21 protein-coding genes, 1 tRNA gene, 1 pseudogene and 1 riboswitch are annotated in these 26,749 nt (G+C 70.9%); of the genes and pseudogenes, 18 read left to right on the forward strand and 5 right to left on the reverse strand.

Going from position 1 to position 26,749, the window contains the following annotated elements; translation table 11 throughout:
- The first annotated feature begins 7 nt into the window (after positions 1 to 7).
- Entirely contained in the window at positions 8 to 751 is a 744-nt protein-coding gene (locus AQI88_RS22035) for an N-acetyltransferase (RefSeq protein WP_208615860.1), read from the forward strand.
- Between the two features lie 69 nt (positions 752 to 820).
- Here the strand turns inward: AQI88_RS22035 and AQI88_RS22040 are convergent, their stop codons facing one another.
- Complete coding sequence (locus AQI88_RS22040) at positions 821 to 1,537, reverse strand: hypothetical protein (RefSeq protein ID WP_067002123.1); 717 nt, start codon at positions 1,535 to 1,537, stop codon at positions 821 to 823.
- Between the two features lie 150 nt (positions 1,538 to 1,687).
- The gene (locus tag AQI88_RS22045) at positions 1,688 to 2,353 is read right to left on the reverse strand and encodes an Rv1352/Rv1906c domain-containing protein (RefSeq protein WP_067002126.1); all 666 of its coding nucleotides are present in this window, start codon (positions 2,351 to 2,353) and stop codon (positions 1,688 to 1,690) included.
- 189 nt (positions 2,354 to 2,542) lie between these two features.
- Between AQI88_RS22045 and AQI88_RS22050 the strand changes: the two genes are divergently transcribed.
- The 7 genes from AQI88_RS22050 (at position 2,543) to AQI88_RS22080 (ending at position 11,313) form a co-directional block, all read left to right on the forward strand.
- Positions 2,543 to 4,750 carry an N-6 DNA methylase gene (locus AQI88_RS22050; protein WP_067002130.1) on the forward strand — a complete coding sequence of 736 codons (2,208 nt, stop codon included), beginning with the start codon at positions 2,543 to 2,545 and terminating at the stop codon, positions 4,748 to 4,750.
- A gap of 151 nt (positions 4,751 to 4,901) precedes the next feature.
- Entirely contained in the window at positions 4,902 to 5,543 is a 642-nt protein-coding gene (locus AQI88_RS22055; RefSeq protein WP_067002133.1) for a hypothetical protein, read from the forward strand.
- A 38-nt stretch (positions 5,544 to 5,581) separates the two neighbouring features.
- Complete coding sequence (locus AQI88_RS22060; RefSeq protein ID WP_279616561.1) at positions 5,582 to 7,075, forward strand: serine/threonine-protein kinase; 1,494 nt, start codon at positions 5,582 to 5,584, stop codon at positions 7,073 to 7,075.
- 123 nt (positions 7,076 to 7,198) lie between these two features.
- Positions 7,199 to 8,026 carry a glycoside hydrolase domain-containing protein gene (locus AQI88_RS22065; RefSeq protein ID WP_067002322.1) on the forward strand — a complete coding sequence of 276 codons (828 nt, stop codon included), beginning with the start codon at positions 7,199 to 7,201 and terminating at the stop codon, positions 8,024 to 8,026.
- 149 nt (positions 8,027 to 8,175) lie between these two features.
- Positions 8,176 to 8,832 carry a SurA N-terminal domain-containing protein gene (locus AQI88_RS22070; protein WP_067002139.1) on the forward strand — a complete coding sequence of 219 codons (657 nt, stop codon included), beginning with the start codon at positions 8,176 to 8,178 and terminating at the stop codon, positions 8,830 to 8,832.
- Between the two features lie 85 nt (positions 8,833 to 8,917).
- A complete protein-coding gene (locus AQI88_RS22075; RefSeq protein WP_067002142.1) occupies positions 8,918 to 9,910 on the forward strand; it encodes a nucleoside triphosphate pyrophosphohydrolase in 993 nt (330 codons plus the stop codon).
- Between the two features lie 104 nt (positions 9,911 to 10,014).
- Positions 10,015 to 11,313: a cytochrome P450 family protein gene (locus AQI88_RS22080; protein WP_067002145.1), complete on the forward strand. Its 1,299-nt coding sequence runs from the start codon at positions 10,015 to 10,017 to the stop codon at positions 11,311 to 11,313.
- On the opposite strand, the gene AQI88_RS22085 is transcribed toward AQI88_RS22080, so the two are convergent.
- The gene (locus tag AQI88_RS22085) at positions 11,307 to 12,023 is read right to left on the reverse strand and encodes a DUF899 family protein (protein ID WP_244184252.1); all 717 of its coding nucleotides are present in this window, start codon (positions 12,021 to 12,023) and stop codon (positions 11,307 to 11,309) included. The genes AQI88_RS22080 and AQI88_RS22085 overlap by 7 nt on opposite strands.
- A 266-nt stretch (positions 12,024 to 12,289) precedes the next feature.
- Here AQI88_RS22085 and AQI88_RS22090 point away from each other — a divergent pair, with 266 nt between their 5' ends.
- The 8 genes and pseudogenes from AQI88_RS22090 to AQI88_RS22120 all read left to right on the forward strand — a co-directional run bounded on the left by AQI88_RS22090 (position 12,290) and on the right by AQI88_RS22120 (position 21,482).
- Entirely contained in the window at positions 12,290 to 13,351 is a 1,062-nt protein-coding gene (locus AQI88_RS22090) for a LysM peptidoglycan-binding domain-containing protein (RefSeq protein WP_067002148.1), read from the forward strand.
- Between the two features lie 182 nt (positions 13,352 to 13,533).
- Positions 13,534 to 13,703, forward strand: a riboswitch (cyclic di-AMP (ydaO/yuaA leader).
- Positions 13,704 to 13,707: 4 nt separating this feature from the next.
- A complete protein-coding gene (locus AQI88_RS22095; protein ID WP_067002151.1) occupies positions 13,708 to 14,406 on the forward strand; it encodes a LysM peptidoglycan-binding domain-containing protein in 699 nt (232 codons plus the stop codon).
- 340 nt (positions 14,407 to 14,746) lie between these two features.
- Positions 14,747 to 16,033 carry a phosphopyruvate hydratase gene (eno, locus tag AQI88_RS22100; RefSeq protein WP_067002155.1) on the forward strand — a complete coding sequence of 429 codons (1,287 nt, stop codon included), beginning with the start codon at positions 14,747 to 14,749 and terminating at the stop codon, positions 16,031 to 16,033.
- A gap of 97 nt (positions 16,034 to 16,130) precedes the next feature.
- A complete protein-coding gene (locus AQI88_RS22105; protein ID WP_067002158.1) occupies positions 16,131 to 16,607 on the forward strand; it encodes an FtsB family cell division protein in 477 nt (158 codons plus the stop codon).
- Between the two features lie 28 nt (positions 16,608 to 16,635).
- A pseudogene (locus AQI88_RS48850) lies at positions 16,636 to 17,037 on the forward strand (DUF501 domain-containing protein); the annotation flags it as partial.
- Between the two features lie 204 nt (positions 17,038 to 17,241).
- Complete coding sequence (locus tag AQI88_RS48855) at positions 17,242 to 18,198, forward strand: Ppx/GppA phosphatase family protein (RefSeq protein WP_067002326.1); 957 nt, start codon at positions 17,242 to 17,244, stop codon at positions 18,196 to 18,198.
- 444 nt (positions 18,199 to 18,642) lie between these two features.
- On the forward strand, positions 18,643 to 20,022 hold the full coding sequence (locus AQI88_RS22115; RefSeq protein ID WP_067002160.1) for an NAD(P)/FAD-dependent oxidoreductase: 1,380 nt from the start codon (positions 18,643 to 18,645) through the stop codon (positions 20,020 to 20,022).
- Between the two features lie 170 nt (positions 20,023 to 20,192).
- Positions 20,193 to 21,482, forward strand: coding sequence for a class I SAM-dependent methyltransferase (locus tag AQI88_RS22120; RefSeq protein ID WP_067002162.1), 1,290 nt, complete (start codon positions 20,193 to 20,195; stop codon positions 21,480 to 21,482).
- Between the two features lie 92 nt (positions 21,483 to 21,574).
- On the opposite strand, the gene AQI88_RS22125 is transcribed toward AQI88_RS22120, so the two are convergent.
- Both AQI88_RS22125 and AQI88_RS22130 read right to left on the reverse strand, forming a co-directional pair.
- Positions 21,575 to 24,103, reverse strand: coding sequence for an ABC transporter permease (locus AQI88_RS22125; RefSeq protein ID WP_067002164.1), 2,529 nt, complete (start codon positions 24,101 to 24,103; stop codon positions 21,575 to 21,577).
- On the reverse strand, positions 24,103 to 24,873 hold the full coding sequence (locus tag AQI88_RS22130; protein WP_067002166.1) for an ABC transporter ATP-binding protein: 771 nt from the start codon (positions 24,871 to 24,873) through the stop codon (positions 24,103 to 24,105). Before AQI88_RS22130 ends, AQI88_RS22125 begins: the two co-directional genes overlap by 1 nt.
- 391 nt (positions 24,874 to 25,264) lie before the next feature.
- On the opposite strand from AQI88_RS22130, the gene AQI88_RS22135 reads away from it, so the two are divergent.
- Together AQI88_RS22135 and AQI88_RS22140 are read left to right on the forward strand one after the other, a co-directional pair.
- A tRNA-Leu gene (locus AQI88_RS22135) sits at positions 25,265 to 25,348 on the forward strand.
- A 161-nt stretch (positions 25,349 to 25,509) separates the two neighbouring features.
- Positions 25,510 to 26,709 (forward strand): 4-hydroxybenzoate 3-monooxygenase, encoded by a 1,200-nt coding sequence (locus AQI88_RS22140; protein ID WP_067002168.1) that lies wholly within the window; start codon positions 25,510 to 25,512, stop codon positions 26,707 to 26,709.
- The last annotated feature ends 40 nt before the right edge of the window (positions 26,710 to 26,749 follow it).

A 26,749-nucleotide genomic window follows, 5' to 3' on the forward strand; every position in this document is an offset into this window, starting at 1 on the left:
GACCAGCATGGACGTACAGACAAGCACGCTCGCCGAGCGGCCCGACCGGCTGCCGGCGGTGCTCGGAATGGCCGACACCTGGCCCGAGTTCGTGACCAACGACCCCGTGGGCAGCGCCCACTACGGCCGTATCCCCACCGAACTGCCGGAGTACGCGCTCTTCGCCGAGGACGAGCGCGGCGAGGTCGTCGCGCACGCCTTCAGCGTGCCCTTCTCCCTCGCCGCCGAGGGCCGGGGCACCCTGCCCGCCCGGGGCTGGGACCAGACCCTGCTCTGGGCCTTCGCCGACCTGCGCCGCGGCACCCGCCCCGACACGGTCAGCGCGATCTCCGTCGTCATCGCCCCGCACGCCCTGGGCCACGGCCTGTCCGCCGTCATGCTCTCGGCGATGCGGGACAACGCCCGTGCCCACGGCTTCCGCGAGGTCGTCGCCCCCGTCCGACCCAACGCCAAACACCGTGAACCGCACACCCCGATCACCGAGTACGCCCACCGGGTCCGCCCGGACGGCCTGCCCGAGGACCCGTGGCTGCGCGTCCACGCCCGCGCCGGCGCCACCATCGACTCGATCGCCCCGGCCTCCATGACCGTGGGCGCCTCCCTGGAGGAGTGGCGCCGCTGGACCGGGCTGCCCTTCGACACCCCGGGGGACGTCGAGGTGCCCGGCGCGCTGGTCCCGGTCCGCTGCGAACCGGAGCGCGGGTATGCCGTGTACGTCGAGCCCAACGTATGGATGCGGCACCCCCTCTGACCCGAACTCGGCGTGACCTGTGCTCGGCCTGACTCGTGCGAGGCGTGGCTCGGCCGTCGGTCCCGGTGATCAGGACTTGGCGGCCGCGTCCTTCAGGGAGCCGACGACGTGCCCCACCAGCTTGGTGGCGTTGGCGGCGCCGTTGTCGCTGCCGGCCGTGGACATCACGGTGACCATGGAGCTGCCCACGCGGGCGGCCACCAGGGTGGTGCCGTTCTCCCAGCGAGGGCTGGTGAGCGTGATGGTGTAAGCCTCGTCACCGAGTCCGGAGGTGTCGCGGCCGGAGAGCTTCACCTTGGCGTGCGCGTCCGTGTCCGTGAACGTGGGGCACGCGATGGCGGCGTTCCGCACCTCCTTCATCACCGTCGTCGCGGTAGTGCCCTGGAACGCGTCGATCTCCTGGACCATCTCTTCGGTCTGGTCCTTGTTCGCGTAGTCGTTCTGCGCGAACGACACGCCCCCCTTGAAGCCGGTCACGTCGATCCAGGAGGTGTTCTCGAACTTGGAGCAGTCCGGCCTGGCCGTGTTACGGATGCTCGGGGCGAGGAACTCGCTGCCACTGTCGGCGGCGCCGTCCGCGACGGCGGTGAGGTGGGACGGGAAGACCGACGCCGGTGCCAGAGCCTTCTTCAGCTGGGTGCCCGTCATCAGGCCGGCGTTGGGGTCCTTGGCCTTCGTCGCCTTGGCCGGCGCGGTGGCGTCGGAGGAACCGGTGGAGCAGGCGGCCAGGGCCAGCGGCAGCGCGGCGACGGTGAGGACCTTGACGAAACGGGACGGAAGACGCATGGAATTTCCTTGGGGGAGTCGGTACTTGGTGTGCGGTGGTAGGTGTGAGGCAGTGGGGTGCGAAGCGGCACCGGAGGCGGGGCTCGGGTGCCGGGGCGCGGGACGTGAGTGCAACATCCCGCGCCGGCCGGGGGCGGAGCGCCTGCCGGGTCAGCCCGTCTTCTTCCAGTCGCCGCAGCCGGTCGTCTTGAAGTAGGCGTCTGTTGAGCGGATGGTGACGACGGCGGTGCCGGTCACGTTGTCGTTGGCGATGACCGAGTCGAGCCCGTGCTCGGCGTCCTTGGTGCGCTCCCAGTAGCAGGAGTCGTCGGCGTTCCCGGTCGACCTGTAGGTGCCCGGCGCGATGTCCGCGCCGACCCGGAACATGCCCCCGTCGCCGTCCATCGAGGAGGCGGGCGTGCCCTTGGCCTTCGGGTCGACGGCCTCCCAGTCCTTGCAGCCGCTCGACTTGAACAGCTTGTCGCCGGCCTTGACGGTGACGTAACTCGTGCCGGTGACGTTGTCGTTGGCCAGCAGCGAGTCCGTCTCGCCCGAGGCGTCCTTGGCGCGTTCCCAGGAGCACTGGTCGTCGGCGTTGCCGGTGGTGCGGTAGGTGCCGGGCTTGACGTCGGAGCCGACCCGGAAGTCGCCGTCGCCGCCGAAGGCGGCCTTCTTCTTCTCGGCCGCCTTGGCGCCCTCCGAGTCCTTCTTTCCGCCGGGCTGGTGCGCGGCGGAGGCCGAAGAGTCCTTGCCGCTGCTGCCGGCGTTCGCGGACACGACACCGATGACGACGACGCCCACGACGGCGCTCAGCGCGATCTTGCCCTTCATGCCCATGACAGGACCCTCCCCTGGCCGGCGACCGCCCCCTCCGGCTGGTCGCTCGTTCGCTGGGCCAATAAGAGCAGAGGCTGTGAACCGAGTCAACACGGTTCACAGCATCTCCTGTGTACACGAGCGTGAATGCATGGATCTTGTGTACGCCGGTATGCTCGGTGCACACACGGGACGAGGGGAGCGGGGCCGGTGCAGGACAACGCGACAGAGGTGACCGCAGCCGGCATCGCACGGCTCGCCGGAGTGGGCCGCGCCGCCGTCAGCAACTGGCGTCGCCGCCACGCCGACTTCCCCAAGCCGGTCGGCGGCACCGAGACCAGCCCGTCCTTCGCGCTCGCCGAGGTGGAGGCGTGGCTGCGCAAGCAGGGCAAACTCGCGGAAGTGCCGCTACGGGAACGTGTCTGGCAGCAGCTCGCCGGCCATCCCGAGGGGCCGGTCACCGCGCTGGTGCACGCGGGCTGTGTCCTGCTGCTCATCCACGAGCGCCCGACCGTCTGGCTCGAAGTGAGTGCCGGTTCCGACGAGCGGCTGGCCGCGATGCTGCCCGGTGCGCTGGACCAGGTGCTCGGGCCGCGCTTCGGCGCTTTGCACGGCCGCGGTGTTCACACCGCAAAGGCCGCGGGCGGCTCATCGACTGTGAACGCGCCGCTTTCTGTGAACCCGGACGCACCAGCTCACACCCAGGTCCCCGCTCAGACCCCGGCCGCTGTGAACACCCCCCCGGCTGTGAACACCCCGCCGGTCGCTCACAACGCCCCCGCGCACACCACCCCCGTGGTGCACACCCCCACCGGCCCCCAACTCCTCCCCTCCGCCCCCCTCCTGCGCGGCGCGGCCGAGCTGGCCGCCGAGCTGGGGGCGCGGCAGACCTTCGAGTTCCTGCTGGGGCGGCACCTGGACGCCAACCCGCGCCAGTACACGCTCACCCCGGCCGAACTCGCCCGCCTCATGGCCGACCTCGCCGGCCCCGCCCGCACCGTCCTCGACCCGGCCTGCGGCACCGGCGCCCTGCTGCGCGCCGTCGACACCCACCCCGACCAGGAGCTGTACGCCCAGGACAGCGCGCCCGACCTCGCCGCACTGACCGCGCTGCGGCTCGCGCTGGGCGCCCGCGCCACCGTGCGCGGCGCCGTGGGTGACACCCTGCGCGGCGACGCCTACCCCGAGCTGCGCGCCGACGCCGTCCTGTGCCACCCGCCGTTCAACGAGCGCAACTGGGGCCACGACGAACTCGCCTACGACCCCCGCTGGGAGTACGGCTTTCCCGCGCGCACCGAGTCCGAGCTGGCCTGGGTGCAGCATGCGCTGGCCCGGCTCGCCGAGGCGGGCACCGCCGTGCTGCTCATGCCGCCGGCCGCGGCCTCCCGCCGCTCCGGGCGCCGGATCCGCGCCGACCTGCTGCGCCGGGGCGCGCTGCGGGCCGTGGTCGCACTGCCGGTCGGGGCGGCGCCGCCGTACAACATCCCGCTGCACGTGTGGGTGCTGCGGCGCCCCGACCGGACACCCGCAGCGCCGGAGGTGCTGCTCGCCGACACCGGACGGTTCGCGGGCGAGGCGCGCGGCGGCCCGGACTGGCAGGCGGTCAGGGACGCCGTCCTGGACGCCTGGCGCGCCTTCGACCGCACCGGGCGGCTGGCGGAGCGGCCGGGGCTGGCGCGTTCCGTGCCGGTGATCGAGCTGCTCGACGACGACGTGGACCTCGCCCCCGCCCGCCATCTGCCGCCGCCGGCCGTCGCCGACGGCGCGGAGCAGCTCGCGGCGGTGCGCGAGCGCCTCGGCGCGACGCTGCGGCTGACCGCCGACCTCACCCCGCCGCCCGCCGACCCGGTGCCGCCCGCGCGCTGGCCGCTCACCACGGTCGGTGAACTCGCGCGCGGGGGCGCGCTGGTGCTGCGCACGGGCGGAAACGGCGGCCACGCGCGCGTGCCCGTGCTCACCGACCATGACGTGCTCGCCGGAACGGCACCTTCCGGGACGCTTCCCGAGAGCGACGAGGAGGCTGTGCTGACCGAGCCGGGCGACGTCGTCGTACCGGTGCTCGGCGGCGGCTCGGTGGCGCGCGTGATCGACGACGCCACGGGGGGCGCTGCCCTCGGGCGCAGTCTTGTGCTCCTGCGCCCCGATCCCGCGGCGCTCGACCCCTGGTTCCTCGCCGGGTTTCTGCGGGGGACCGCCAACAACCGCCAGGCCAGCAGCTACGCGTCCACCGCGACCCGCCTGGACGTGCGCCGCCTCCAGCTGCCCCGGCTCCCGCTCGACGAACAACGGCGCTACGGCGCGCGCTTTCGCGCACTGGACGAGTTCGAGCGGACGCTGCGCCAGGCGAGCCGGCTCGGGGAGCAGCTCGTGCGCGGGATGTACGACGGTCTGACCGACGGTACCGTCGCGCCGGATTGACCGCCGGGCCCGGACAACGGTTCGGTACAACCCGGACCGCTTGTCCGCGCCGGGCCATATGCTCGAAGCGACCATCGCACGAGCGGTGTCGTCCGCCCGGCGGAGCACACCGGGCGGATACGTACGCCCATTTCAGGCATCAGGAGCAGCCATGCAAGGCCACGGCTACGCACAGCCGCTGAAGCAGCCGCCGCACCCTGCGTGGCTGGCCTTCCTGCGGGTGCTGTTCGTGGCGGTCGGGGTCTTCAGCATCGGTTTCCTGACCTGGGCGGTGATGCTGCGGCTGGCCGTGGTCACGCGCAGGTCGCTGGACTGGGGCCTGTTCGTGGCGGTGCTGGCGGCCGACATCCTCAGCATCGTGCTGCTGGGCAGCGAGCCCGGTGACGAGATCCACACCTCCGGTGGTTACCTGGGCCTGACCCTGCTCCTCGGCACCCTGGCCGGCACGCTCGTGTACTACCTCGCTGCGGACATCCGGCACTTCCAGCAGCTCCGGCAGGCGTACGCGGGTGGTCCGGCGCTGTCCGGGTACGGCTATCCGCGGCCTGCGGTGCCGTTCACCGCGACGACCGTGACGCAGACGCCCGTGCCCGTGCAGGCGCCGCCCACCGTGCCCCCGATGCCGCACACGCCCGTGCCCCGGCCCCCGCTGGCCACCCCGCCGCCGCAGCGCCCGGCGCCCGCCCGGATCGACCAGGTGCGTGCCGAGCTGGACGAGCTGAGCGACTACCTGCGCAAGCACGACGGCCACCAGGACGACGGGCAGGACACCGGCCACGAGGGCGGACGGTGACCGTGGCGACGGGACGGGTCGTCGCCGGCCGCTACGAACTGTCCACGCTCATCGGGCAGGGCGGCATGGGCCAGGTCTGGACGGCGTACGACCAGCGGCTCGACCGGCGCGTGGCGGTGAAGCTGCTGCGCCCCGACAAGGTGGCGGGCCAGGAGGCGGACGAGCTGCGCCGCCGGTTCGTGCGCGAGTGCCGGGTGACGGCGCAGGTCGACCACCCGGGCCTGGTCACCGTGCACGACGCGGGCAGCGAGGGCGAGGAGCTGTTCCTCGTCATGCAGTACGTCGACGGCGCCGACCTCTCCGACCACCTCGCCGAGCACGACCCCTACCCGTGGCAGTGGGCGGTCGCGGTGGCAGCCCAACTGTGCGCCGTGCTGAGCGCCGTGCACGCCGTGCCGATCGTGCACCGCGACCTCAAGCCGCGCAACGTGATGGTGAAGCAGGACGGCACGGTCACCGTCCTCGACCTGGGCGTGGCCTCGGTCATGGACACCGACACCACCCGCCTCACCCACACCGGCTCACCGATCGGCTCGCCCGCCTACATGGCGCCCGAGCAGGCGATGGGCGGCGCGGTCGGCCCGTACACCGACCTGTACGCGCTCGGCGTGCTGATGCACGAACTGCTCAGCGGGGACGTGCCGTTCGCCGGTTCGACGGCGCTCGGTGTGCTGCACCGGCACCTGTACGAGCCCCCGCTGCCCGTGCGCCGCATCCGCCCCGAGGTGCCCGAGGAGCTCGAAGCGCTGGTGCTGCGCCTGCTCGCCAAGGACCCCCAGCACCGGCCGGCCTCCGCGCAGGAGGTGTACGAGGACCTGGCGCTGCTCCTGCCCGCGCGCGGGATACCCACCGGGGCCCCTTTGGACCCCACGCGCCCCTTCCTGCGCCCGCACGCCCCCTGGCCGGACCGCGCGCGGACGCCCGCGCCCCAGCCCGCCCCCGTCGCACCCGCGCCGGCGGTGACCGAGAAGCCCGATGTCGCCGCCGCCGTCGACGAGGTCAAGCGGCTCCTCGGCGAGGGCCGCATCACCCAGGCCGTGGACATACTCGGCGCGATCCTGCCCGCCGCGGCCGAACAGCACGGCGAGCACTCCCCGGTCGTGCGCACCCTGCGCAAGCAGTACGCGGCCACCCTCATGGACGACGGCCAGTACCGGCGCGCACTGCCCGAACTGCGCCGCCTCGGCGACGAACGCGCCGCCGAGGCCGGCCAGGCCGACCCGCAGTCCCTGCGCTTCCGCTACGAGGCCGCCCAGTGCCTGGAGCAGCTCGGCGAACCGGCGGCGGCGCTCGCCGAGTACCGCGCGCTGCTGCCGTACTACGAGAACCAGTACGTCTCGGGCGACCCGCAGCTCGCCCACGACGTGCGCCGCCGCATCGGCCACCTGCTGCTCGCCCTCGGCGACCGCCCGGCCGCCCACGACACGCTCGCGCGGCTGCTGATGGACGTGGAGCGCTTCCAGGGCCCCGGTCACCCGCTGGCCGGGGAGATCCGTCGCACCCTGCAGTGGCTGGGACAGGTGCGCGGCTAGTTTTTGCCGTCCCCTGGGAGATTCTTGTGATCTTCAGGGGATTGCGTTTCCCGAAGGCAGGGGCGGCGCCGGATAGGTTGCGCTTCGCTTTTCGCAGGCATGTACGAGCAGGGGTGGGGTTTCATGGCGGGCCATCGGCAGTCGAAGAAGCGCAGGTACGTCACCTGGGCGGTGGCCGGGACGGCCGTCGTCGCCGGGGCCGGCATCGCCGCGCAGACCTCCATGGCCGCCACCACCTGGCCCGCGCAGAAGACCTTCACCGGCCGCGCCTTCGACACCTGCACCGCGCCCTCCGAGGCCGCGATGAAGGCCTGGCACACCGGCTTCTACGGCGCGGCCGCCGTCTACGTGGGGGGCAGGAACCGCGGCTGCAACCAGCCCAACCTCACCTCCAAGTGGGTCACGGACGTCACGGCCCTGGGCTGGAAGCTCATCCCGCTCTACGTCGGCGCCCAGCCGCCCTGCCAGTCCGGCTCCAACCCGGAGAAGCTGACCGCCTCCACCGCCGCCTCCCTCGGCGCCGCCGACGCCTCCGACGCCGTCGCCAAGGCCTCCGCGCTCGGCATGAAGGCGGGCAGCCCGGTCTACCTCGACATGGAGGCGTACGACACCACGAACACGGCGTGCAACGACGCCGTGCTGACGTACGTCCGCGCCTTCGACAAGGGCCTGCACGCCAAGACGTACCGCACCGGCTACTACGGCTTCACCAGCTCCAGCGCCAAGGCGATCGCCACCGCGTCCGACAAGACGGACCTGCCCGGCAACCTCTGGTACGCGCTGTGGGACAAGCAGAACACCACGACCGCGGACTGGCCGTGGGGCTCCACCCAGTTCACGAACCACAGCCGGGCCCACCAGTACCTGGTCAACAGCAAGGAGTCGCACGGCGGCGTCACGCTCACCGTCGACCGTGACGCGTGGGACGCGCCGGTGGCGATCACCGGCTGACCCGGCGGCCCCATCCGCAGGGACGCGGCGGTGCCCGAAGGGCATGCGAATCGTTGGTCGAATGGGTTGGCCCCAGCCTGCCCACTGCCTACCATCGATCACCGCAAGACTTTGTGCACCGTCGCACAATCTCCCCCCTGGAGGTTTCCTTGCACCGCCGCCGTCGCACCGCGCTCGTCCTCTCCGCCGCGATCGCCGCCGCGGCCCCCTTCCTCACCGCCTGCCAAAGCGCTGCGCACGCGGGCGCGGCGGCCGTCGTCGGAGGGCAGCGGATCACCGTCTCCCAGCTGGAGACCAGGGTCAACGAGGTACGCAAGGCACAGCGGGCCGCGGTGTCCGACGAGACCCAGTACCAGCAGGTCCTCTCCTCCACCCCCGGCCTCACCCGCGACACCCTGCACAACATGGTCCTCGACCGGGTGCTGCACCGCGCCGCGCAGGACGAGGGCATCTCGGTCACCCGCAAGGAGGTCCTCCAGATGCGCACGGGCCTGGAGCAGCAGACCGGCGGTGCCAAGGGGCTTCAGACGGCCTGGCTGCAGAAGTACGGCATCGCGCCCGGACGCCTGGACGACAATCTCCGCCTTCAGCTGGAGGCGCAGAAGCTCGCCGCGAAGCTCGGCACCGACACCACCCAGCCCGCCTTCTGGAAGGCCCTGTCCCAGGCCTCCGCGGAACTCCACGTCGACCTCAACCCGCGCTACGGCTCCTGGGACGTGCAGAAGAGCAGCCGTGTGGACGCGAAGACGCCATGGGTGCGGGAGGTCACGGCGGAGACGGGGACGGGGATTCAGCAGCCGGCGTAGGCAGGCCGGTCATACGATCACATGACCCGCTCGGTGCTGTGGATAACCGAGCCGCCGCCTGCGCGCCGTGGGTTACGTTCGGAGCGTGAACGAAACCAGTCCCGAAGCCGCCCCCGGCCGCATCGTCCTGCTCACCACCAGCCACCGGGTCGCGCCCGGCCTGCTGTCCTGGCCCGCCTGGCAGGCGCTGCGCACCGCCGACGCCGTGCTGTGCGCGGACGGCGCGCATCCGCAGCTGCCGTATCTGCGTGAGGCCGGGATAGGCGTGGCCGAAGCGTCCCCCACCGCTCAGGAGCTGGTCGACGCCTGCGCCGGCGGGCGGACGGTGGTGGTCGTGGCCACGGGCGAGGGAGAGCCTGCCCTCACCGACGGCCTGGCCCGCCTGGCCGGGACCGGCCGCGTCCGCATGCCCGAGCTGGAGCTGCTCCCCGCCTCCTACGACCTGCCCGGCGCCCGCCTCCTCGACCTCGTCCAGGTCATGGACCGCATCCGCGCCGAATGCCCCTGGTCGTCCCGCCAGACCCACCAGGGGCTGGCGAAGTACGGCATCGAGGAGGCGTACGAACTGGTCGAGGCGATCGAGGCCGGCGACCGCGAGGAGCTGCGGGAGGAGCTGGGCGACGTCCTGCTCCAGGTCGTCTTCCACTCCCGCATCGCCGAGGAGGACCCGGATGCGCCGTTCTCCATCGACGACGTGGCCGGCGGCATCGTCACCAAGCTGATCCACCGCCACCCGCACGTCTTCGGCGACGAGAAGGCCGAGACACCGGAGGACGTCAAGAAGCACTGGCGGCGCACCAAGGCCGAGGAGAAGCGGCGCACCTCGGTCACCGAGGGCGTCCCCCTGGGCCAGCCCGGCCTCGCCCTCGCCGCCAAGCTCGCCTCCCGCGCCCGCACGGCGGACCTGGACGTGCCCCTGCCCCAGGGCGAGGGCATCGGCTACGAACTGCTGGCGCTCGCGGTGCGGGCCGAGGCACAGGGAGTGGACCCGGAGACCGCGCTGCGGGCGGCGGGCCGGGTGTACCGGGATGCGATCAGGCAGAAGGAGGGCGAAATCGCCCTGGAGCAGCAGGAGTAGAAGTACAGGAGCAGAAGAACTGGTACAGCAGAGCCGCCGACGTGGGGCCCCGCCACTCGCAGGCCCCTCGGCGGGACTCCCGGGAAGCCGGATACCGTCAAGGAGTGACCAACCAGCCCCACCTCCCGACGGCCCCCACTCCCGCCCCCGACCTCTTCACCTGGGAGTTCGCCGCCAACCCCTACCCTGCCTACGCCTGGCTCCGCGAGCACGCGCCCGTGCACCGGACGGAACTCCCCAGTGGGGTCGAGGCATGGCTGGTCACGCGGTACGCCGATGCCAAGCAGGCCCTTGCCGACCAGCGGCTGAGCAAGAACCCGGCGCATCATGACGAGCCCGCGCACGCCAAGGGGAAAACAGGTATCCCCGGTGAGCGCAAGGCCGAGCTGATGACGCATCTGCTCAACATCGACCCGCCGGACCACACCCGTCTGCGCCGGCTGGTCAGCAAGGCGTTCACGCCCCGCCGTGTCGCCGAGTTCGCGCCCCGGGTGCAGGAGCTGACCGACCACCTCATCGACCAGTTCGCGAGGACGGGCTCGGCCGACCTCATCCACGAGTTCGCCTTCCCGCTGCCCATCTACGCCATCTGCGACCTGCTCGGCGTCCCGCGCGAGGACCAGGACGACTTCCGGGACTGGGCGGGCATGATGATCCGGCACGGGGGAGGACCGAGGGGCGGGGTCGCGCGGTCCGTCAAGAAGATGCGCGGTTACCTCGCCGAGCTGATCCACCGCAAGCGCGAGGCGCTGCCCGCGGAGCCCACCCCCGGCGAGGACCTGATCTCGGGCCTCATCCGCGCCTCCGACCACGGCGAGCACCTCACCGAGAACGAGGCCGCCGCCATGGCCTTCATCCTCCTCTTCGCCGGCTTCGAGACGACCGTCAACCTCATCGGCAACGGCACCTACGCCCTGCTCACCCACCCCGAGCAGCGGCGCCGGCTGGAGACGTCCCTGGCCGACGGGGACAAGGACCTCCTGGAGACCGGTGTCGAGGAACTCCTGCGGTACGACGGTCCCGTGGAGCTGGCGACCTGGCGGTTCGCCACCCGGCCGCTCACCATCGGCGGGCAGGACATCGCCGCCGGGGACCCGGTGCTCGTCGTACTCGCCGCCGCCGACCGCGACCCGCAGCGGTTCGCCGATCCGGATGTGCTGGACCTGTCCCGCCGGGACAACCAGCACCTCGGCTACGGCCACGGCATCCACTACTGCCTCGGCGCCCCCCTCGCCCGGCTGGAAGGCCAGACCGCCCTCGCCACCCTGCTCACCCGCCTGCCCGACCTGCGGCTCGCGGCCGATCCGGCCGAGCTGCGCTGGCGCGGCGGGCTCATCATGCGCGGCCTGCGCACCCTGCCCGTGGAGTTCACGCCGGTTCACCCGAGCACGGGCGGTCAGTAGTCCAGTCCCGCGAACCAGTCGCCACGGCCGCCCGGCGTCAGGTCGAGCAGGTGCCAGACGGGGTTGAGGAGGTCGATGCCGCGCTGGTCGATGTCCTCGGCCAGGCGCGGGTGGGCGGAGTAGGAGTGGCGGACCGTGCCGTCCGCGTCCCGGGTGAAGACGGAGACGGTGGAGTCCTGCGCGCCGTCCTCGTCCTCGCTGCCCAGGTCGTACTTGAACGTGCTGTCCCCGCAGCTCAGCAGGCGCAGCCGGGACCAGCCACGGTTGCGGGCGTGCCCGCGCAGAGTGGGCGGGTCGGCGGCCGCGGCGATGACGAGGTCGGCGTTCTGGGCGAGGTGACGGGCGACACCGTTGAAGCCGTCGATCCACAGGGTGCACATCGGGCACGGGGCGGTCTGCTGTTTGCCGTACATGAAGTGGTAGACGATCAGCGGCCGGTCCGGGCCGGTGAACAGCTCGCTCAGGGTGACCTCGCGGACGGGGCTGTCGCCCGCGTCGAGGTCGGCGGGGCCTTCGAGGAAGACGCAGTCGGCCACTTCGGGCCCTTGCGGAAGCGACCTGCGCCGGGCCGCGACCTTCTCGCGGTGGCGCATGAGGTCGATCTCGGCGTGGCGGAGCTCTTCGCGGGCGGCGAGATAGTCCGCGGACTCGCCGGGCAGTCGGGTGTGCCGCAACATCGCGTCCTCCTGGCTGGAAGCCCCCCAGGTCATGTCGGGTCCATGCTTCCGCCCGCCCTCCTGGCCCGTCGTGAGACATCGCCGTTCCCGACGGGTGACAAAGCGGGACCAGCCGGGAATCCGGGAATGGTGACGGATCCTCAGACGAAAGACGACACGCGTACACCATCGTGATCTTCACGTGATCTGCGCGGCATTAACTTGTGACAAGTGATCGTCTCCCGATACGTTCACCCATCAGCGTGGCCCCCCAGCTTCACTCGCCACGCCGGTTCCGCTGTCGCACGAAAGGCATCCGCATGCTCACCGGGAACGGTCGTCACCGTCGCCCCCGTCAGGCCCCGGCCCTCCTCGTCGCGGCCGGAGTGACCGGCTCCGCCATTGCCATCCCGCTCCTCGGTGCCGCGAGCGCCAGCGCGGCGGACGGCACCACGTGGGACAAGGTCGCCGAGTGCGAGAGCGGAGGCTCCTGGAGCGCGAGTACCGGCAACGGGTACTACGGCGGCCTCCAGATATCCCAGGACGACTGGGACAAGTACGGCGGCGCCACGTACGCCTCCAGCGCCGACCAGGCCAGCCGTTCGCAGCAGATCGCCGTCGCCGAGAAGATCCTCGCCGACCAGGGCACCACCCCCTGGGCCACCTGCGCCCTGCTCTCCGGCCTGACCTCGAACTCGGGCTCCGTGGACGTCGACACGGGCGTCGGCGGCTCCGGCTCGTCCGACTCGGGCTCCGGCTCCGGCTCGGTGGACTCCGGTGACTCCTCCGGGTCCACGGACTCGTCCGGCTCCGCCGGTACTTCCGACTCGTCTGGTCTGCCGGATTCATCCTCGTCGTCCGACTCCTCCTCGAATGCGACCACCAAGCCGTCCCCGAGCGCGAGCAAGGATGCCGGCTCCACCGGCTCCGACAAGAGCAAGAGCAAGAGCAAGGACAAGGGCGCTGATGCCCCCAAGTCCGACAAATCCTCCTCGCCCGGCTCCGGGGGTACGCAGGAGAGCGGGCCCGCCACCACGGACCCGGCCACGGAAGACTCGGATAATTCCGGGCAGACCGGCGGCTCATGGAGCCTGGTCGACACCGGCGCCCTCAGCAGTGGTGGACGTCACCGTGGCGAGAGTGCGGACGAAAGCGTGACAAACGGTCAGAGCGCCACTTCGTCCGGTCGTCACGCCTCCCGTGACGCGAGCACCTACACCGTCCGCGAGGGCGACACCCTCTGCTCCATCGCCGACTCCCTTGACGTCGACGGCGGATGGCGCGCGCTCTACGCCGAGAACAAGAAGGCCATCGGCGCCGACCCGAACGACATCGCCCCCGGTCAGACCCTGGATGTCGGTGCCGAAAACGGTGGAAAGTAGCGGGAGTTGACGCCCCACTTCACGCCGAATGTCCGGTTTGGTGAAAGTGTGGGATGAGTCTCAGAAGCCCTGATCGTCTTTGAAATTCCGCCGAGCGCGTGTCTACGGTCAAGGCCGCTCGTCACCACGAGCCCCGGCTTCCGCAACGCCGAATCCTGCCAGCGGTTGCCCGGGAACAGTCGTCGCGTCATGCGCCGCAGGCAGGAGCGGGGGACCCAAGGTAAGTGCCGGGCCCAGCAGTTGAGGCTGGATCCGGCTAGGGGTGAAGCCGTACCTCTCCAGGAGGTGCGGCCGGGCAACTCAACCGGCCCGAACCCGACAGCTCACCTCGCAGGCGTCGGTGAGGGGATCGATCCATGCTGTTTTCCGGCAAGGGCAAGCACCGTCGTCCGTCCAAGGCCACCCGCGTCATCGCGCTGGCCGGTGTCACCGGCGCCGCCGTCGCCGCCCCGCTGATGGCGGCCGGCAACGCCTCCGCCGCCACCGCCTCCGAGTGGGACACGGTCGCCCAGTGCGAGTCCGGCGGCAACTGGTCCATCAACACCGGCAACGGCTACTACGGCGGCCTGCAGTTCTCCGCCTCCACCTGGGCCGCGTACGGCGGCACCGCCTACGCCGCACAGGCCAACCAGGCCACCAAGGCGCAGCAGATCGCCGTCGCCGAGAAGGTCCTCGCCGCCCAGGGCAAGGGTGCCTGGCCGGTGTGCGGCACGGGCCTGTCCGGCGCCGCCTACAACGGCTCCGCCCCCACCACCTCGACGAAGACCACCTCGTCGAAGTCCACCTCGCCGAGCACCACCACCCGCTCCACCGACGAGCAGGCCGCCTCCCGCTCCGCCGAGCGCCCGGCCGCGAGCAAGACCGTCACCACCCCGACCGGCAAGAAGGTCAAGAAGGGCGACGGCGAGTACAAGGTCGTCAAGGGTGACACCCTCAGCTCCATCGCCGAGAAGCACGGTGTCAAGGGCGGCTGGCAGAAGCTGTTCGAGCTGAACAAGGACATCGTCGAGGACGCCAACCTCATCTACCCGGGCCAGCAGCTGCACCTGAAGTGACACCTGGCTCCCACCGGAACCACAGCGCCCTCGCAAGGCCTGCCCCCAGACTGAAGGCCTCGTGAGGGTCACCCCCCGTCCCCACGGGCTCCCCGCCCCGGCGCGTGTTCCCCCGTACGCGCCGGGGCGGGGTTGTTTGTCTTCCCGCTCCGTTTCCCCGCTCTTCGGCCGGGCCTCATTGCGGATTCCCTTTGTTTCGGGCGAGAACAAAAGGTACCGTCGGCATGTCCACGGGACGGTCGGTCAGTGGCCGACGCCCCCGGGACGGTTAGGCTCTAGTCGCAAGGCACAGCCGTAAGGCACACAGCCCCGCACTTCCAGCGTCACATCCAAGAAGGAGATGCTCGTGCCGTCCATCGACGTCGTCGTAGCCCGGGAAATCCTGGACTCCCGAGGCAACCCCACGGTCGAGGTCGAGGTCGGCCTCGACGACGGCAGCACGGGTCGTGCCGCCGTCCCGTCCGGCGCCTCGACCGGTGCCTTCGAGGCCATCGAGCTGCGCGACGGTGACCCGAACCGCTACCAGGGCAAGGGTGTCGAGAAGGCCGTCCTCGCCGTCATCGAGCAGATCGGCCCGGAGCTGGTCGGCTACGACGCCACCGAGCAGCGCCTGATCGACCAGGCCATGTTCGACCTGGACGCCACCGACAACAAGGGCTCCCTCGGCGCCAACGCCATCCTCGGCGTCTCCCTGGCCGTCGCCCACGCCGCCTCCGAGGCCAGCGACCTCCCCCTCTTCCGCTACCTGGGCGGCCCGAACGCGCACCTGCTGCCGGTGCCGATGATGAACATCCTGAACGGCGGCTCGCACGCCGACTCCAACGTGGACATCCAGGAGTTCATGATCGCCCCGATCGGCGCGGAGTCCTTCTCCGAGGCCCTGCGCTGGGGCACCGAGGTCTACCACACGCTGAAGAAGGTCCTGAAGAGCAAGGGCCTGTCCACCGGCCTCGGCGACGAGGGCGGCTTCGCCCCGAACCTCGGCTCCAACCGCGAGGCCCTCGACCTCATCCTCGAGGCCGTCAAGCAGGCCGGCTACGTCCCCGGCGAGCAGATCGCGCTCGCGCTCGACGTCGCCGCGTCCGAGTTCTACAAGGACGGCACGTACGAGTTCGAGGGCAAGTCCCGCTCGGCCGCCGAGATGACCGAGTACTACGAGGAGCTCGTGGCGGCCTACCCGCTCGTCTCCATCGAGGACCCGCTGTTCGAGGACGACTGGGCCGGCTGGAAGGTCATCACCGACAAGCTCGGCGACAAGGTCCAGCTGGTCGGCGACGACCTGTTCGTCACCAACCCCGAGCGCCTGGCGCGTGGCATCGAGGAGGGCACCGCCAACGCCCTGCTGGTCAAGGTGAACCAGATCGGCTCGCTGACCGAGACCCTGGACGCCGTGGAGCTGGCCCAGCGCAGCGGCTTCAAGTGCATGATGTCCCACCGCTCCGGCGAGACCGAGGACGTCACCATCGCCGACCTGGCCGTCGCCACCAACTGCGGCCAGATCAAGACCGGCGCCCCGGCCCGCTCCGAGCGCGTCGCCAAGTACAACCAGCTGCTGCGCATCGAGGAGATCCTCGACGACGCCGCGGTGTACGCCGGCCGCAGCGCCTTCCCGCGCTTCAAGGGCTGAGCCGTACAGGGCTAACGCCTAGCCAGTCGTACGTACGTCCCCGTACCCGGTCCCGTACCGTGTGCGGGGACGTACGCACGTGAAGGGGAGGCCGGACATGGCCGTGAAGGACCGGGACCGGTTCTCCACCGCGACCAGGCTCAGGCTGCTCGGCGAGCAGACGGCGGCCCGGGTCTACCGATCCCAGACCAAGCGGCAGGCCCGCCGCTCCCGGCTCACCGGCCGCGCCGCGCTGCTCGCGCTGGTGCTGTGCTCGCTGATCGTCGCCCTCGCCTATCCGATGCGGCAGTACGTCTCCCAGCGCGCCGAGATCGCCGACGTCCAGCGGCAGCAGCGGCAGGCCCGCCAGCGCGTCGAGCAGCTGCGCGACCTCAAGGCGCGCTGGCAGGACGACGCCTACGCAGAGCAGCAGATCCGGCGCCGGCTGCACTACGTGATGCCCGGCGAGACCGGCTACATCGTGATCGACCCGGGCGCGGCCAAACAGTCCCGCGCCGGCCTCGGGGCCGCCCACCGGCCCTGGTACGCGAACGTCTGGGACGGGGTCGACAAGTCCGACGCCTCCGACCAGTGAACCGACAGAAAGACAGCTGAAGACAGTCATGGAAACGCCTCCGCCGCCCACTCCGCGTACCGAGCCGACCGACGCGGACGTCGAGGCCTTCAAGCAGCAGCTCGGGCGTGAGCCGCGCGGGCTGAGGGCGATCGCGCACCGGTGCCCGTGCGGGCAGCCGGACGTCGTGGAGACCGCCCCGCGACTGCCGGACGGCACGCCCTTCCCGACGACGTACTACCTGACGTGCCCGCGCGCAGCCTCCGCGATCGGCACGCTGGAGGCGAACGGCGTCATGAAGGAGATGACCGAGCGGCTGCAGAACGATCCCGAGCTGGCCGCCGCCTACCGGGCCGCGCACGAGGACTACATCCGGCGCCGGGACGAGATCGAGGTCCTGGAGGGCTTCCCGAGCGCGGGCGGTATGCCGGACCGGGTGAAGTGCCTGCACGTCCTCGTGGGCCACTCGCTGGTCGCAGGACCGGGCGTGAACCCCCTCGGCGACGAGGCGATCGCCATGCTGCCCGAGTGGTGGCGCAAGGGGCCCTGCGTGCAGCCGCTCGTGGCGCCCGACCCGGCGGACGAGCACCCGGGCGAGGAGGGCGTGGTCCTCGACCTCGCCGAGACCCGCAGCGGTTTCTTCGCCCACAAGCCGCTGGTTGCCGAGGGGTTCTCGCGTGTCGCGGCCGTGGACTGCGGTACGAACTCCATCCGGCTGCTCGTCGCCGACGTCAACCCGGCCACCGGCGAGCTGCTGGAGCTGGACCGGCGCATGACGATCGTGCGGCTCGGCCAGGACGTGGACCGCACCGGCCGGCTGGCGCCCGAGGCGCTGGAGCGGACCTTTGCGGCCTGCCGTGAGTACGCGGACGTCATCCGCGAACTGGGCGCAACGAAGGTGCGGTTCGTCGCCACCTCCGCCTCCCGGGACGCGGAGAACCGGGACGAGTTCGTGCGCGGTGTCGTCGGCATCCTCGGTGTCGAACCCGAGGTCATCACCGGCGGCCAGGAGGCCGAGTTCTCCTTCACGGGGGCGACGAAGGAACTCAAGGGCCGCGACGACCTCGCCAGGCCCTACCTGGTCGTGGACATCGGCGGCGGCTCCACCGAGTTCGTCGTCGGGGAGGACCACGTACGGGCCGCGCGGTCCGTGGACATCGGCTGTGTGCGGATGACCGAACGGCACCTGGTGCACGACGGCAAGGTGAGCGACCCGCCCACCGAGGAGCAGATCGCGGCCGTGCGGGCCGACATCGAGACCGCCCTGGACCTCGCCGAGGAGACGGTCCCGCTGCGCGAGGCACACACCCTGGTCGGCCTGGCCGGCTCGGTGACCACCGTGTCCGCGATCGACCAGGACCTGCCCGAGTACGACTCCGAGCGCATCCACCACTCCCGCATCTCGCGCGAGCGCGTCCGCGAGATCACCGAGCGGCTGCTGCGTTCCACGCACGCCGAGCGGGCGGCGATCGCGTCCATGCACCCGGGCCGCGTCGACGTCATCGGCGCGGGCGCCCTCGTGCTGCTCGCGATCATGGAGCGGACCGGGGCCGAGGAGGTCGTCGTCAGCGAGCACGACATCCTCGACGGCATCGCGTGGTCGGTGGCTTAGCTCTCTTTTGTTACTGGCCGGTAGTCGTCGGCTGAGCAGGTCGGATAACGTCTGAGCGGGACTGAGGGGTCCTCAGGGGCCCCTCGGTGACGGCCGGTCGGAAAAGTTCGTGAAGTTCTTCACAAGGAATTCCGCGTCGTGGAACCCCGAAACGGGGCCGGTGGGCCCTGCCGGGGGCCGTCGAGCCGTTTGAACATGTTCAGATGGTGGGCGTGGGAAGGGCCCGGAAGGGGGCGCTCCGGGGGTGTTGCGAGGTGCTCACACGCACCCCGGTTGCCCAGAGAGGCAGCTCACGCGGCCTTGACAACGGGTCAGACCGCCTCACGGTTCCCCTCCGCCGTCATGACCTGCGTCACGCGGGCCGCGGAGTTTAGCACAGGGCCTGTCGGACCTTGTGAAGGGGCGCACGAGCACCCCTCCACAGGCGGGTGGATACTCGATGGCATGAGCACCACGGAGCGTCCCAGGATCCTCGTAGTAGGCGGTGGGTACGTAGGCCTGTACGCAGCTCGGCGCATCCTCAAGAAGATGCGCTACGGCGAGGCGACCGTCACGGTCGTCGACCCCCGGTCGTACATGACCTACCAGCCCTTCCTCCCCGAAGCCGCCGCCGGCAACATCTCCCCCCGGCACGTCGTCGTCCCGCTGCGACGCGTGCTGCCGAAGGCGGAGGTCCTCACCGGCCGGGTCACCACCATCGACCAGGACCGCAAGGTCGCCACGATCGCCCCGCTGGTGGGCGAGGCGTACGAGCTGCCCTTCGACTACCTGGTCATCGCGATGGGCGCGGTCTCCCGCACCTTCCCGATCCCCGGCCTCGCCGAGCAGGGCATCGGCATGAAGGGCATCGAGGAGTCCATCGGCCTGCGCAACCACGTCCTCGAGCAGCTGGACAAGGCCGACTCGACGAACGACGAGGAGATCCGCCGCAAGGCGCTCACCTTCGTCTTCATCGGCGGTGGCTTCGCGGGTGCGGAGACCATCGGCGAGGTCGAGGACATGGCCCGGGACGCGGCCAAGTACTACAAGAACGTGTCCCGTGAGGACATGCGCTTCATCCTCGTCGACGCCGCAGACAAGATCCTTCCCGAGGTCGGCCCGAAGCTCGGCCAGTACGGCAAGGAGCACCTGGAGAGCCGCGGCGTGGAGATCTACCTCTCCACCTCGATGGACTCCTGCGTCGGCGGCCACGTCGTGCTGAAGAACGGCCTCGAGGTCGACTCCAACACGATCGTCTGGACGGCCGGCGTCAAGCCGAACCCGGCCCTCGCCCGCTTCGGCCTGCCGCTGGGTCCGCGCGGCCACGTCGACTGCGCGCCCACCCTCCAGGTCCAGGGCACGGACTACATCTGGGCCGCGGGCGACAACGCCCAGGTGCCGGACGTCGCCGCCCGCAAGGCCGGCGTCGAGAACGCCTGGTGCCCGCCGAACGCCCAGCACGCGCTGCGCCAGGCCAGGGTGCTCGGCGACAACGTGGTCTCCGGCATGCGGGGCTTCCCGCAGAAGGAGTACAGCCACGCCAACAAGGGTGCGGTCGCCGGTCTCGGCCTGCACAAGGGCGTCGCGATGATCGTCATGGGCAAGATGAAGATCAAGCTCAAGGGCCGCCTCGCCTGGTACATGCACCGTGGCTACCACGGTCTGGCGATGCCGACCTGGAACCGCAAGATCCGCGTCTTCGCCGACTGGACCCTCGGCATGTTCCTCAAGCGCGAGGTCGTCTCGCTCGGTGCCATGGAGAACCCGCGCGAGGAGTTCTACGAGGCCGCCAAGCCGGCGCCGGTCGCTGCCGCGAGCAAGACCGAGAAGGCCAAGGCCTCCTGACCCGGCCTCCGGGCAGAATGACCCGAAAGACCTCCTGCCATCCGTGGTGCGGGAGGTCTTTCGGCGTTGCGGCGTAAAAAAGGGCACTCATTTGCGGGACTGCGCCGGGCGGCCGTCGGTGTTTACGTGGTGAACGGACATCCGGGATCGTCGTCTTGGAGGTGTGTGCCATGGCCGACGCCGCGTCGCGGCTGACGAGTGTTGCCGAGAAACTGCTGGGAGTGCCGTTCCCGGTGCGGATCCGCGCCTGGGACGGTTCCCGGTCCGGTCCGCCGGGGACCCCGGTCCTCATCATCCGCAACCGCCGCGCTCTGCGCCGACTGCTGTTCAAACCGGGCGAGCTGGGCCTGGCCCGCGCCTGGGTCGCCGGGGACCTGGAGATCGAGGGCGACCTGTACACCGCGCTCGACGCCGTGGCCGGACTGATCTGGGAGCGCGGGGACGACGCCCGTACCCTCTCCCAGGCCCTGCGCGACCCGGACGTCCGGGCCGCCGCCCGCGAGCTGTTGAGGCTCGCGGGACCGCCGATCCCGCCCGCCCCGCCGCGCGAGGAGGTCCGCAGGCGCCGTCATCTGCACACCCGGCACAGCGACAAGCGGGCCATCAGCCACCACTACGACGTCGGCAACGACTTCTACGAGATCGTCCTCGGTGCGTCGATGGTCTACTCGTGCGCCTACTGGGAGGACGCCGGCACTCTGGAGTCGGCCCAGCGCGACAAGCTCGAACTGGTCTGCCAGAAGCTCGGCCTGACGCCCGACAAGCGCCTGCTGGACGTCGGCTGCGGCTGGGGCTCGATGGCCCTCCACGCGGCCCGTGAGCACGGCGTGAATGTCGTCGGCATCACCCTCTCCCGGGAGCAGGCGGCCTACGCCCGCAAGCGCGTCGCCGACGAGGGCCTGGCCGACCGGGTGGAGATCAGGGTCCAGGACTACCGGGACGTCGTGGACGGCCCCTACGACGCGATCTCCTCCATCGGCATGGCCGAACACGTCGGCGCCGAACGCTACCTGGAGTACACGAGCGCCCTGTACGCCCTGCTCAAGCCCGGCGGACGGCTGCTCAACCACCAGATCGCCCGCCGCCCGCAGCGCGACGAGTCGGCGTACGAGACCGATCGGTTCATCGACGCCTACGTCTTCCCGGACGGCGAACTCGCCCCGATCGGCACCACCGTCACCCAGCTGGAGCGGGCCGGCTTCGAGGTCCGGGACGTGGAGTCGATCCGCGAGCACTACGCCCGCACCCTGCGCCGGTGGGTCGCCAACCTGGAGGCGGACTGGGACCGCGCCGTCCGCCTCAGCAGCCCCGGCCGCGCCCGCGTCTGGCGCCTGTACATGGCCGCCTGCGCGCTCGCCTTCGAACGCAACCGCATCGGCGTCAACCAGGTCCTGGCCGTCCGCACCCCGGAGTCGGGCGCCTCCGGCCTGCCGCTGCGCACGCGCACCTGGCACGGCTGACAAGCCTGACAAGACTGATACGGCCGGCAAGGCTGATACGGCAAGGGGCCCCGCCCTGCGGAGGCAGAGCGGGGCCCGTCGTCGCCGTGGTGCTACTCGGCCTTGATCGCCGCCAGCATGTTCAGCCGGGCCGCGCGCCGGGCCGGCCACAGCGCGGCCAGCACGCCGACCACCGCCGCCAGCAGCAGGAAGACCGTCATCCGGCCCCAGGGCAGCACCAGTTCGTACGTCGGCATCTTCGTCCCCAGCAGCTCACCGGCCGCCCAGCCGAAGAACACGCCCAGGCCAATGCCGAGCACGCCGCCGAACAGGGAGATCACCAGGGACTCCAGGCGGACCATCCGCTTGACCGCCTTGCGGTCCAGGCCGATCGCGCGGAGCATCCCGATCTCCTGGGAGCGCTCGAAGACCGACATGGCCAGGGTGTTGATGACGCCGAGGACCGCGACGATCACCGCCATGCCGAGCAGGCCGTAGACCATGTTCAGCATCATCGTGAACATCTTCGCGATGTCGTTGGAGATGTCCTGCTTGTCCTGGACCTTGATCGCCGGGTTGGAGCCGAGGGCCTTTTCCAGCTTGTCCTTCGTGGCGCTGGAGGCGCCGTCCGCCGTCTTGACCATGACCTGCATGTCGGCCGGGTCCTTCAGGTGCGGGGTGATGGCCTTGTCGTCGACGATGATCCCGTTGAGCAGGTCGTTGCCCTCGTAGATCCCGGCGACCGTCAGCTTCTGCGCCTTGCCGTCCTCGTAGTGGGCGGTGAACTGGGAACCGGCCCGCCAGCCGTACTGCTTGGCCCGGTCCTTGTCCACGACGACCTGCGTGCCGCCGACCTTGAACCGGCCGTCCTGCACCTTCAGGTCCGTCAGTTCGCCGATCACCGGGCCGTTGACACCGGTCAGGAACTCGGTCTCACCGTTGATCCGGGACTCCGCGTTGCGCAGCGGGCTGCTGGCGGTGACGCCGTCGACGGAGGCGAGCTTCTCCGCCACGTCGGGGGAGAGCGGGCCGCGGTTGGCCATCGAGACGACGTAGTCCGCGCGGACCGCCGAGCTGGCCATCTTGTCGATCGCCGCCTGCAGGCTGCCCGCCATCACCGTCATTCCGGTGATCAGGGTCAGGCCGATCATCAGCGCGGAGGCGGTGGCCGCCGTGCGGCGCGGGTTGCGCACCGAGTTCTGGCGGGCCAGCTTGCCCGAGACGCCGAACACGCGCAGCACCGGGGCGGCGGCCGCGATCAGCGGTCGGGACAGCAGCGGGGTCAGGATGAACACACCGATGATGAGCAGGACCGCGCCGAGCCCCATCGGGCCCTGGGCGGCGTCGGCGTCCATCGACGTGGCCGCGAGGACCACCGCGACACCGGCCGCCGAGAACAGCGCGCCGAACGTGTTGCGCAGCACCAGCGACTTGGTGGTCGCCTGGGCGTGCACGCTGCTCATCGCCGCCACCGGCGGGATCTTCGCGGCCCGGCGGCCCGGCAGCCAGGCGGCCAGCACGGTGATGACGATGCCGACGGCGAGGGCGGCCACCACGGTGCCCGGCGTGATCACCAGCGGGCCGTCCGGCATGCTCGCGCCGAAGGAGCCCAGCAGGCTCCGCAGCCCCGCGCCGATGCCGATACCGGCGACCAGACCGGTCACACCGGCGACCGTGCCGACCACGAACGCCTCGATCAGCACCGAGCGGGTGACCTGCCGGCGGGAGGCGCCGACCGCCCGCATGAGGGCCAGTTCCTTGGTGCGCTGGGCGACCAGCATGGTGAAGGTGTTGGCGATGATGAACGTACCGACGAAGAGGGCGATACCGGCGAAGACCAGCAGGCTCTGCTTCAGACCGCTCATCGAGGAGGAGATCATCTGCGCCTGGTCGTCGGCGAGCTGCTTGCCGGTGGTGGTCTCCACCAGGTGCGACGGCAGAGCCTTGTCCAGCCCGGCCTTGAGCGCGGCCTGACTGGTTCCCGCCGCTGCCTTGACGTCGATCTCGTCGTACGTGCCCTTCTTGCCGAACAGCGCCTGGGCGGTCGGCGTGTCGAACAGGGCGAGGCTGCCGCCCGCGGCCACGTTGCCGTCGTCGGTGGTGAAGATGCCGCTGATGCGCGGGGTGAGGACCGGGCCGTCCACGGAGATGCGCACCGTGTCGCCGACCTTGTAACCGGCGCGGTCGGCGGTCTTGGAGTCGATCAGGATCTCGTCCTTGCCGCGCGGGGCGTGGCCGCTGACCAGCGGGTAGCGGGCGTCCTTCGGCCCCGCGTAGTTGCCGCCCGCGGACTGCCAGCCGCCGCCGAGCAGCTTGCCGTCCTTGTCGGCGATCGCGGTGAAGCCGGTGACGACACCGGTCGCGGAGGCGGCGCCCGGGGCCTTCGCGGCCCTGTCGAGCAGCGTCCGGGTCAGCTTGGCGTCCTTGCCGACCTGGTTGCCCTTGGACTCCTGGTACTTGGCCCGGACGGCGACGTCGACGTGGTCGAAGCCCTTGGCGGAGCTCTTCTGGTAGGCGTCGGAGATGGTGTTGGTGAAGACCAGGGTCCCGGACACGAACGCCACGCCGAGCATGACGGCGAGCACGGTCATCAGGAGCCGGGCCTTGTGCGCGAGTACGTTGCGCAGGGCGGTGCGGAACATCAGCTGGTACGGCCCTTCGCGTCGAACTGCTTCATGAGGTCGAGCACGGAGTCGGCCGTGGGGCCGTAGATCTCGTCCACGATCCGCCCGTCCGCGAGGAAGACCACGCGGTCCGCGTACGCCGCCGCCACCGGGTCGTGGGTCACCATGACCACGGTCTGGCCCAGCTCGCGCACGGAGTTGCGCAGGAAGCCCAGCACCTCGGCGCCGGAGCGCGAGTCGAGGTTCCCGGTCGGCTCGTCACCGAAGATGATCTCGGGCTTGGAGGCGAGCGCGCGGGCCACGGCGACCCGCTGCTGCTGGCCGCCGGACAGCTGGGAGGGCCGGTGGCTGAGCCGCCCGGACAGCCCGACCATCTGGATGACCTGGTCCAGCCACGCCTTGTCGGCCTTGCGGCCGGCGATGTCCATCGGGAGGGTGATGTTCTCCAGCGCGGTCAGCGTCGGCAGCAGGTTGAAGGCCTGGAAGATGAAGCCGATCTTGTCCCGCCGCAACTTGGTGAGCTGCCGGTCCTTCAGGGAGCCCAGCTCGGTCTCGCCGATCCGCACGGACCCCGAGGAGAAGCTGTCCAGGCCGGCCACACAGTGCATCAGCGTGGACTTGCCGGAACCGGACGGGCCCATGATCGCGGTGAACTCGGCCTGCCGGAAGTCGACGGAGACCCGGTCCAGGGCGACGACCCGGGTCTCACCCTGCCCGTAGATCTTCGACAGCTCGGTGGCGCGTGCGGCCACGGCCGTGGTCCGGCCGGCGGTGGGTGTGGTGGTCACGGGAGGGTGCTCCTGTCGGGACGACGTCTGTTCGTGGGGACGGATCCATCGTCCCGGCCGCCGGCGCCCGTGGAGTCAGCCGCTGTTCCGGTTCCGGGGGGCGACTGCGGTCGGACGGGGCGGCTCCGTGTCATACCTGGGGAGGACGGGCGACCCTGAGACCGGCGATGTCGAGAACAGGTGGAGCGCCCTCGTTCGGTAGGTGAAATTCCGTCATTCCGCGTACGCGCACACCCGCGCCACGCCAGGCTATTGGCAAGTGCGTATGGCGTGTTTACTGGGCTGATGCACCCTCAGAAGTCAATAAAATAAGACAACATCGCTCCGTCGTTCCGCTGTTCGGGGGATGCGTCCCGATAGGCTCGGAACTCGAAAGCGGAGCCCATGGCCTGCCCGGATGGTGGAATGCAGACACGGCGAGCTTAAACCTCGCTGCCCCTTCGCGGGCGTGCCGGTTCAAGTCCGGCTCCGGGCACTTCCGCCTCCGCACCCACCCCTCGAACGACCGCGCGACCGTTGACAAGCGGAGCCTGCGCGGCGGAAACTCACGCTCGCAAGATGGTGAAGGAAACTTCACTGTGCGAACACCCGGCGTGCTCTGCGTGCTCTGCGCGCTCCAAGGGAAGGGAACGACCGATGCGTACCACCGTCGGGATCATCGGAGCCGGACCGGCCGGACTGCTGCTGGCGCGGCTGCTGCACCGCGCGGGCATCGACTCGGTCGTCCTGGAGAGCCGCGACCGCGCCTACGTCGAACACCGCCAGCGCGCCGGGATCCTGGAGCAGGGCACGGTGGACGTGCTGCGCGCGGCCGGAGCCGGGGAGCGGATGGACCGCGAGGGGCTGCGGCACGACGGGATCGAGCTGCGCTTCGACCGGCGCCGCCACCGCGTCGACTTCCCCGCGCTCACCGGCGGGCGGTCCGTCATGGTCTACGCCCAGACCGAGGTCTGCAAGGACCTCATCGCCCTCCAGCTGGCCGACGGCGGGCCCCTGCTGTTCGAAGCGGAGGCCCTGGCCGTCGAGGACGCGACGGGCGACCGGCCGCGCGTGCCCTTCCGGCACCAGGGCCGCGAGGACGTGCTGGAGTGCGACTACGTCGTCGGGTGCGACGGCTTCTGGGGCGTGGCCAGAAATGCCTTCCCGGCCGCTGCCTCCCGGGTGTTCGAGCGGTCGTACCCCTATGCCTGGCTCGGCATCCTCGCCGATGTCGCCCCCTCCCACGACGAACTGGTCTACGCCCGCCACGACCGCGGCTTCGCCCTCCTGTCCATGCGGTCCCCGTCCGTCTCGCGCCTCTACCTCCAGGTGCCCGCCGGGACGAAGGCCGAGGAGTGGAGCGACGACGCGGTCTGGGCCGAACTGGAGCGGCGCTTCGAGACCGACGACGACTGGACACTGGAACGCGGCCCCCTCACCCAGAAGTCGGTCACGCCCATGCGGTCCTTCGTGCACGAACCGATGCGCCACGGCCGGCTCTTCCTGGCCGGCGACGCCGCCCACATCGTGCCGCCGACGGGCGCCAAGGGGCTGAACCTGGCCGTCGGCGACGTCGTGACCTTCGCCCGGGCGCTCGTCCATGCGCAGGAGACCGGCTCCCCGGACCTCCTCGACGCCTACTCCGCGACCTGCCTGCGCCGCATCTGGCAGGCCGAGCGGTTCTCCTACGACATGACGACCCTGCTCCACTCCGCCCCGGACGCCACCGCCTTCGACGCCCGCCTCCAGCTCGCCCGGCTGGAACGGATCGCCTCCTCCCGCGCGGCCGAGACCGACCTCGCCGAGGCGTACACGGGCTTCCCCCTCACCGGAGCGGGGAACAACCCCTGCGCGTAGCGTGTTGGCCAGCACGGCACGGGAAAGATCCTCCTCAAGG

It is taken from the genome of Streptomyces cellostaticus (assembly GCF_001513965.1).
In the GTDB taxonomy this organism is placed as follows: Bacteria; Actinomycetota; Actinomycetes; order Streptomycetales; family Streptomycetaceae; genus Streptomyces; species Streptomyces cellostaticus.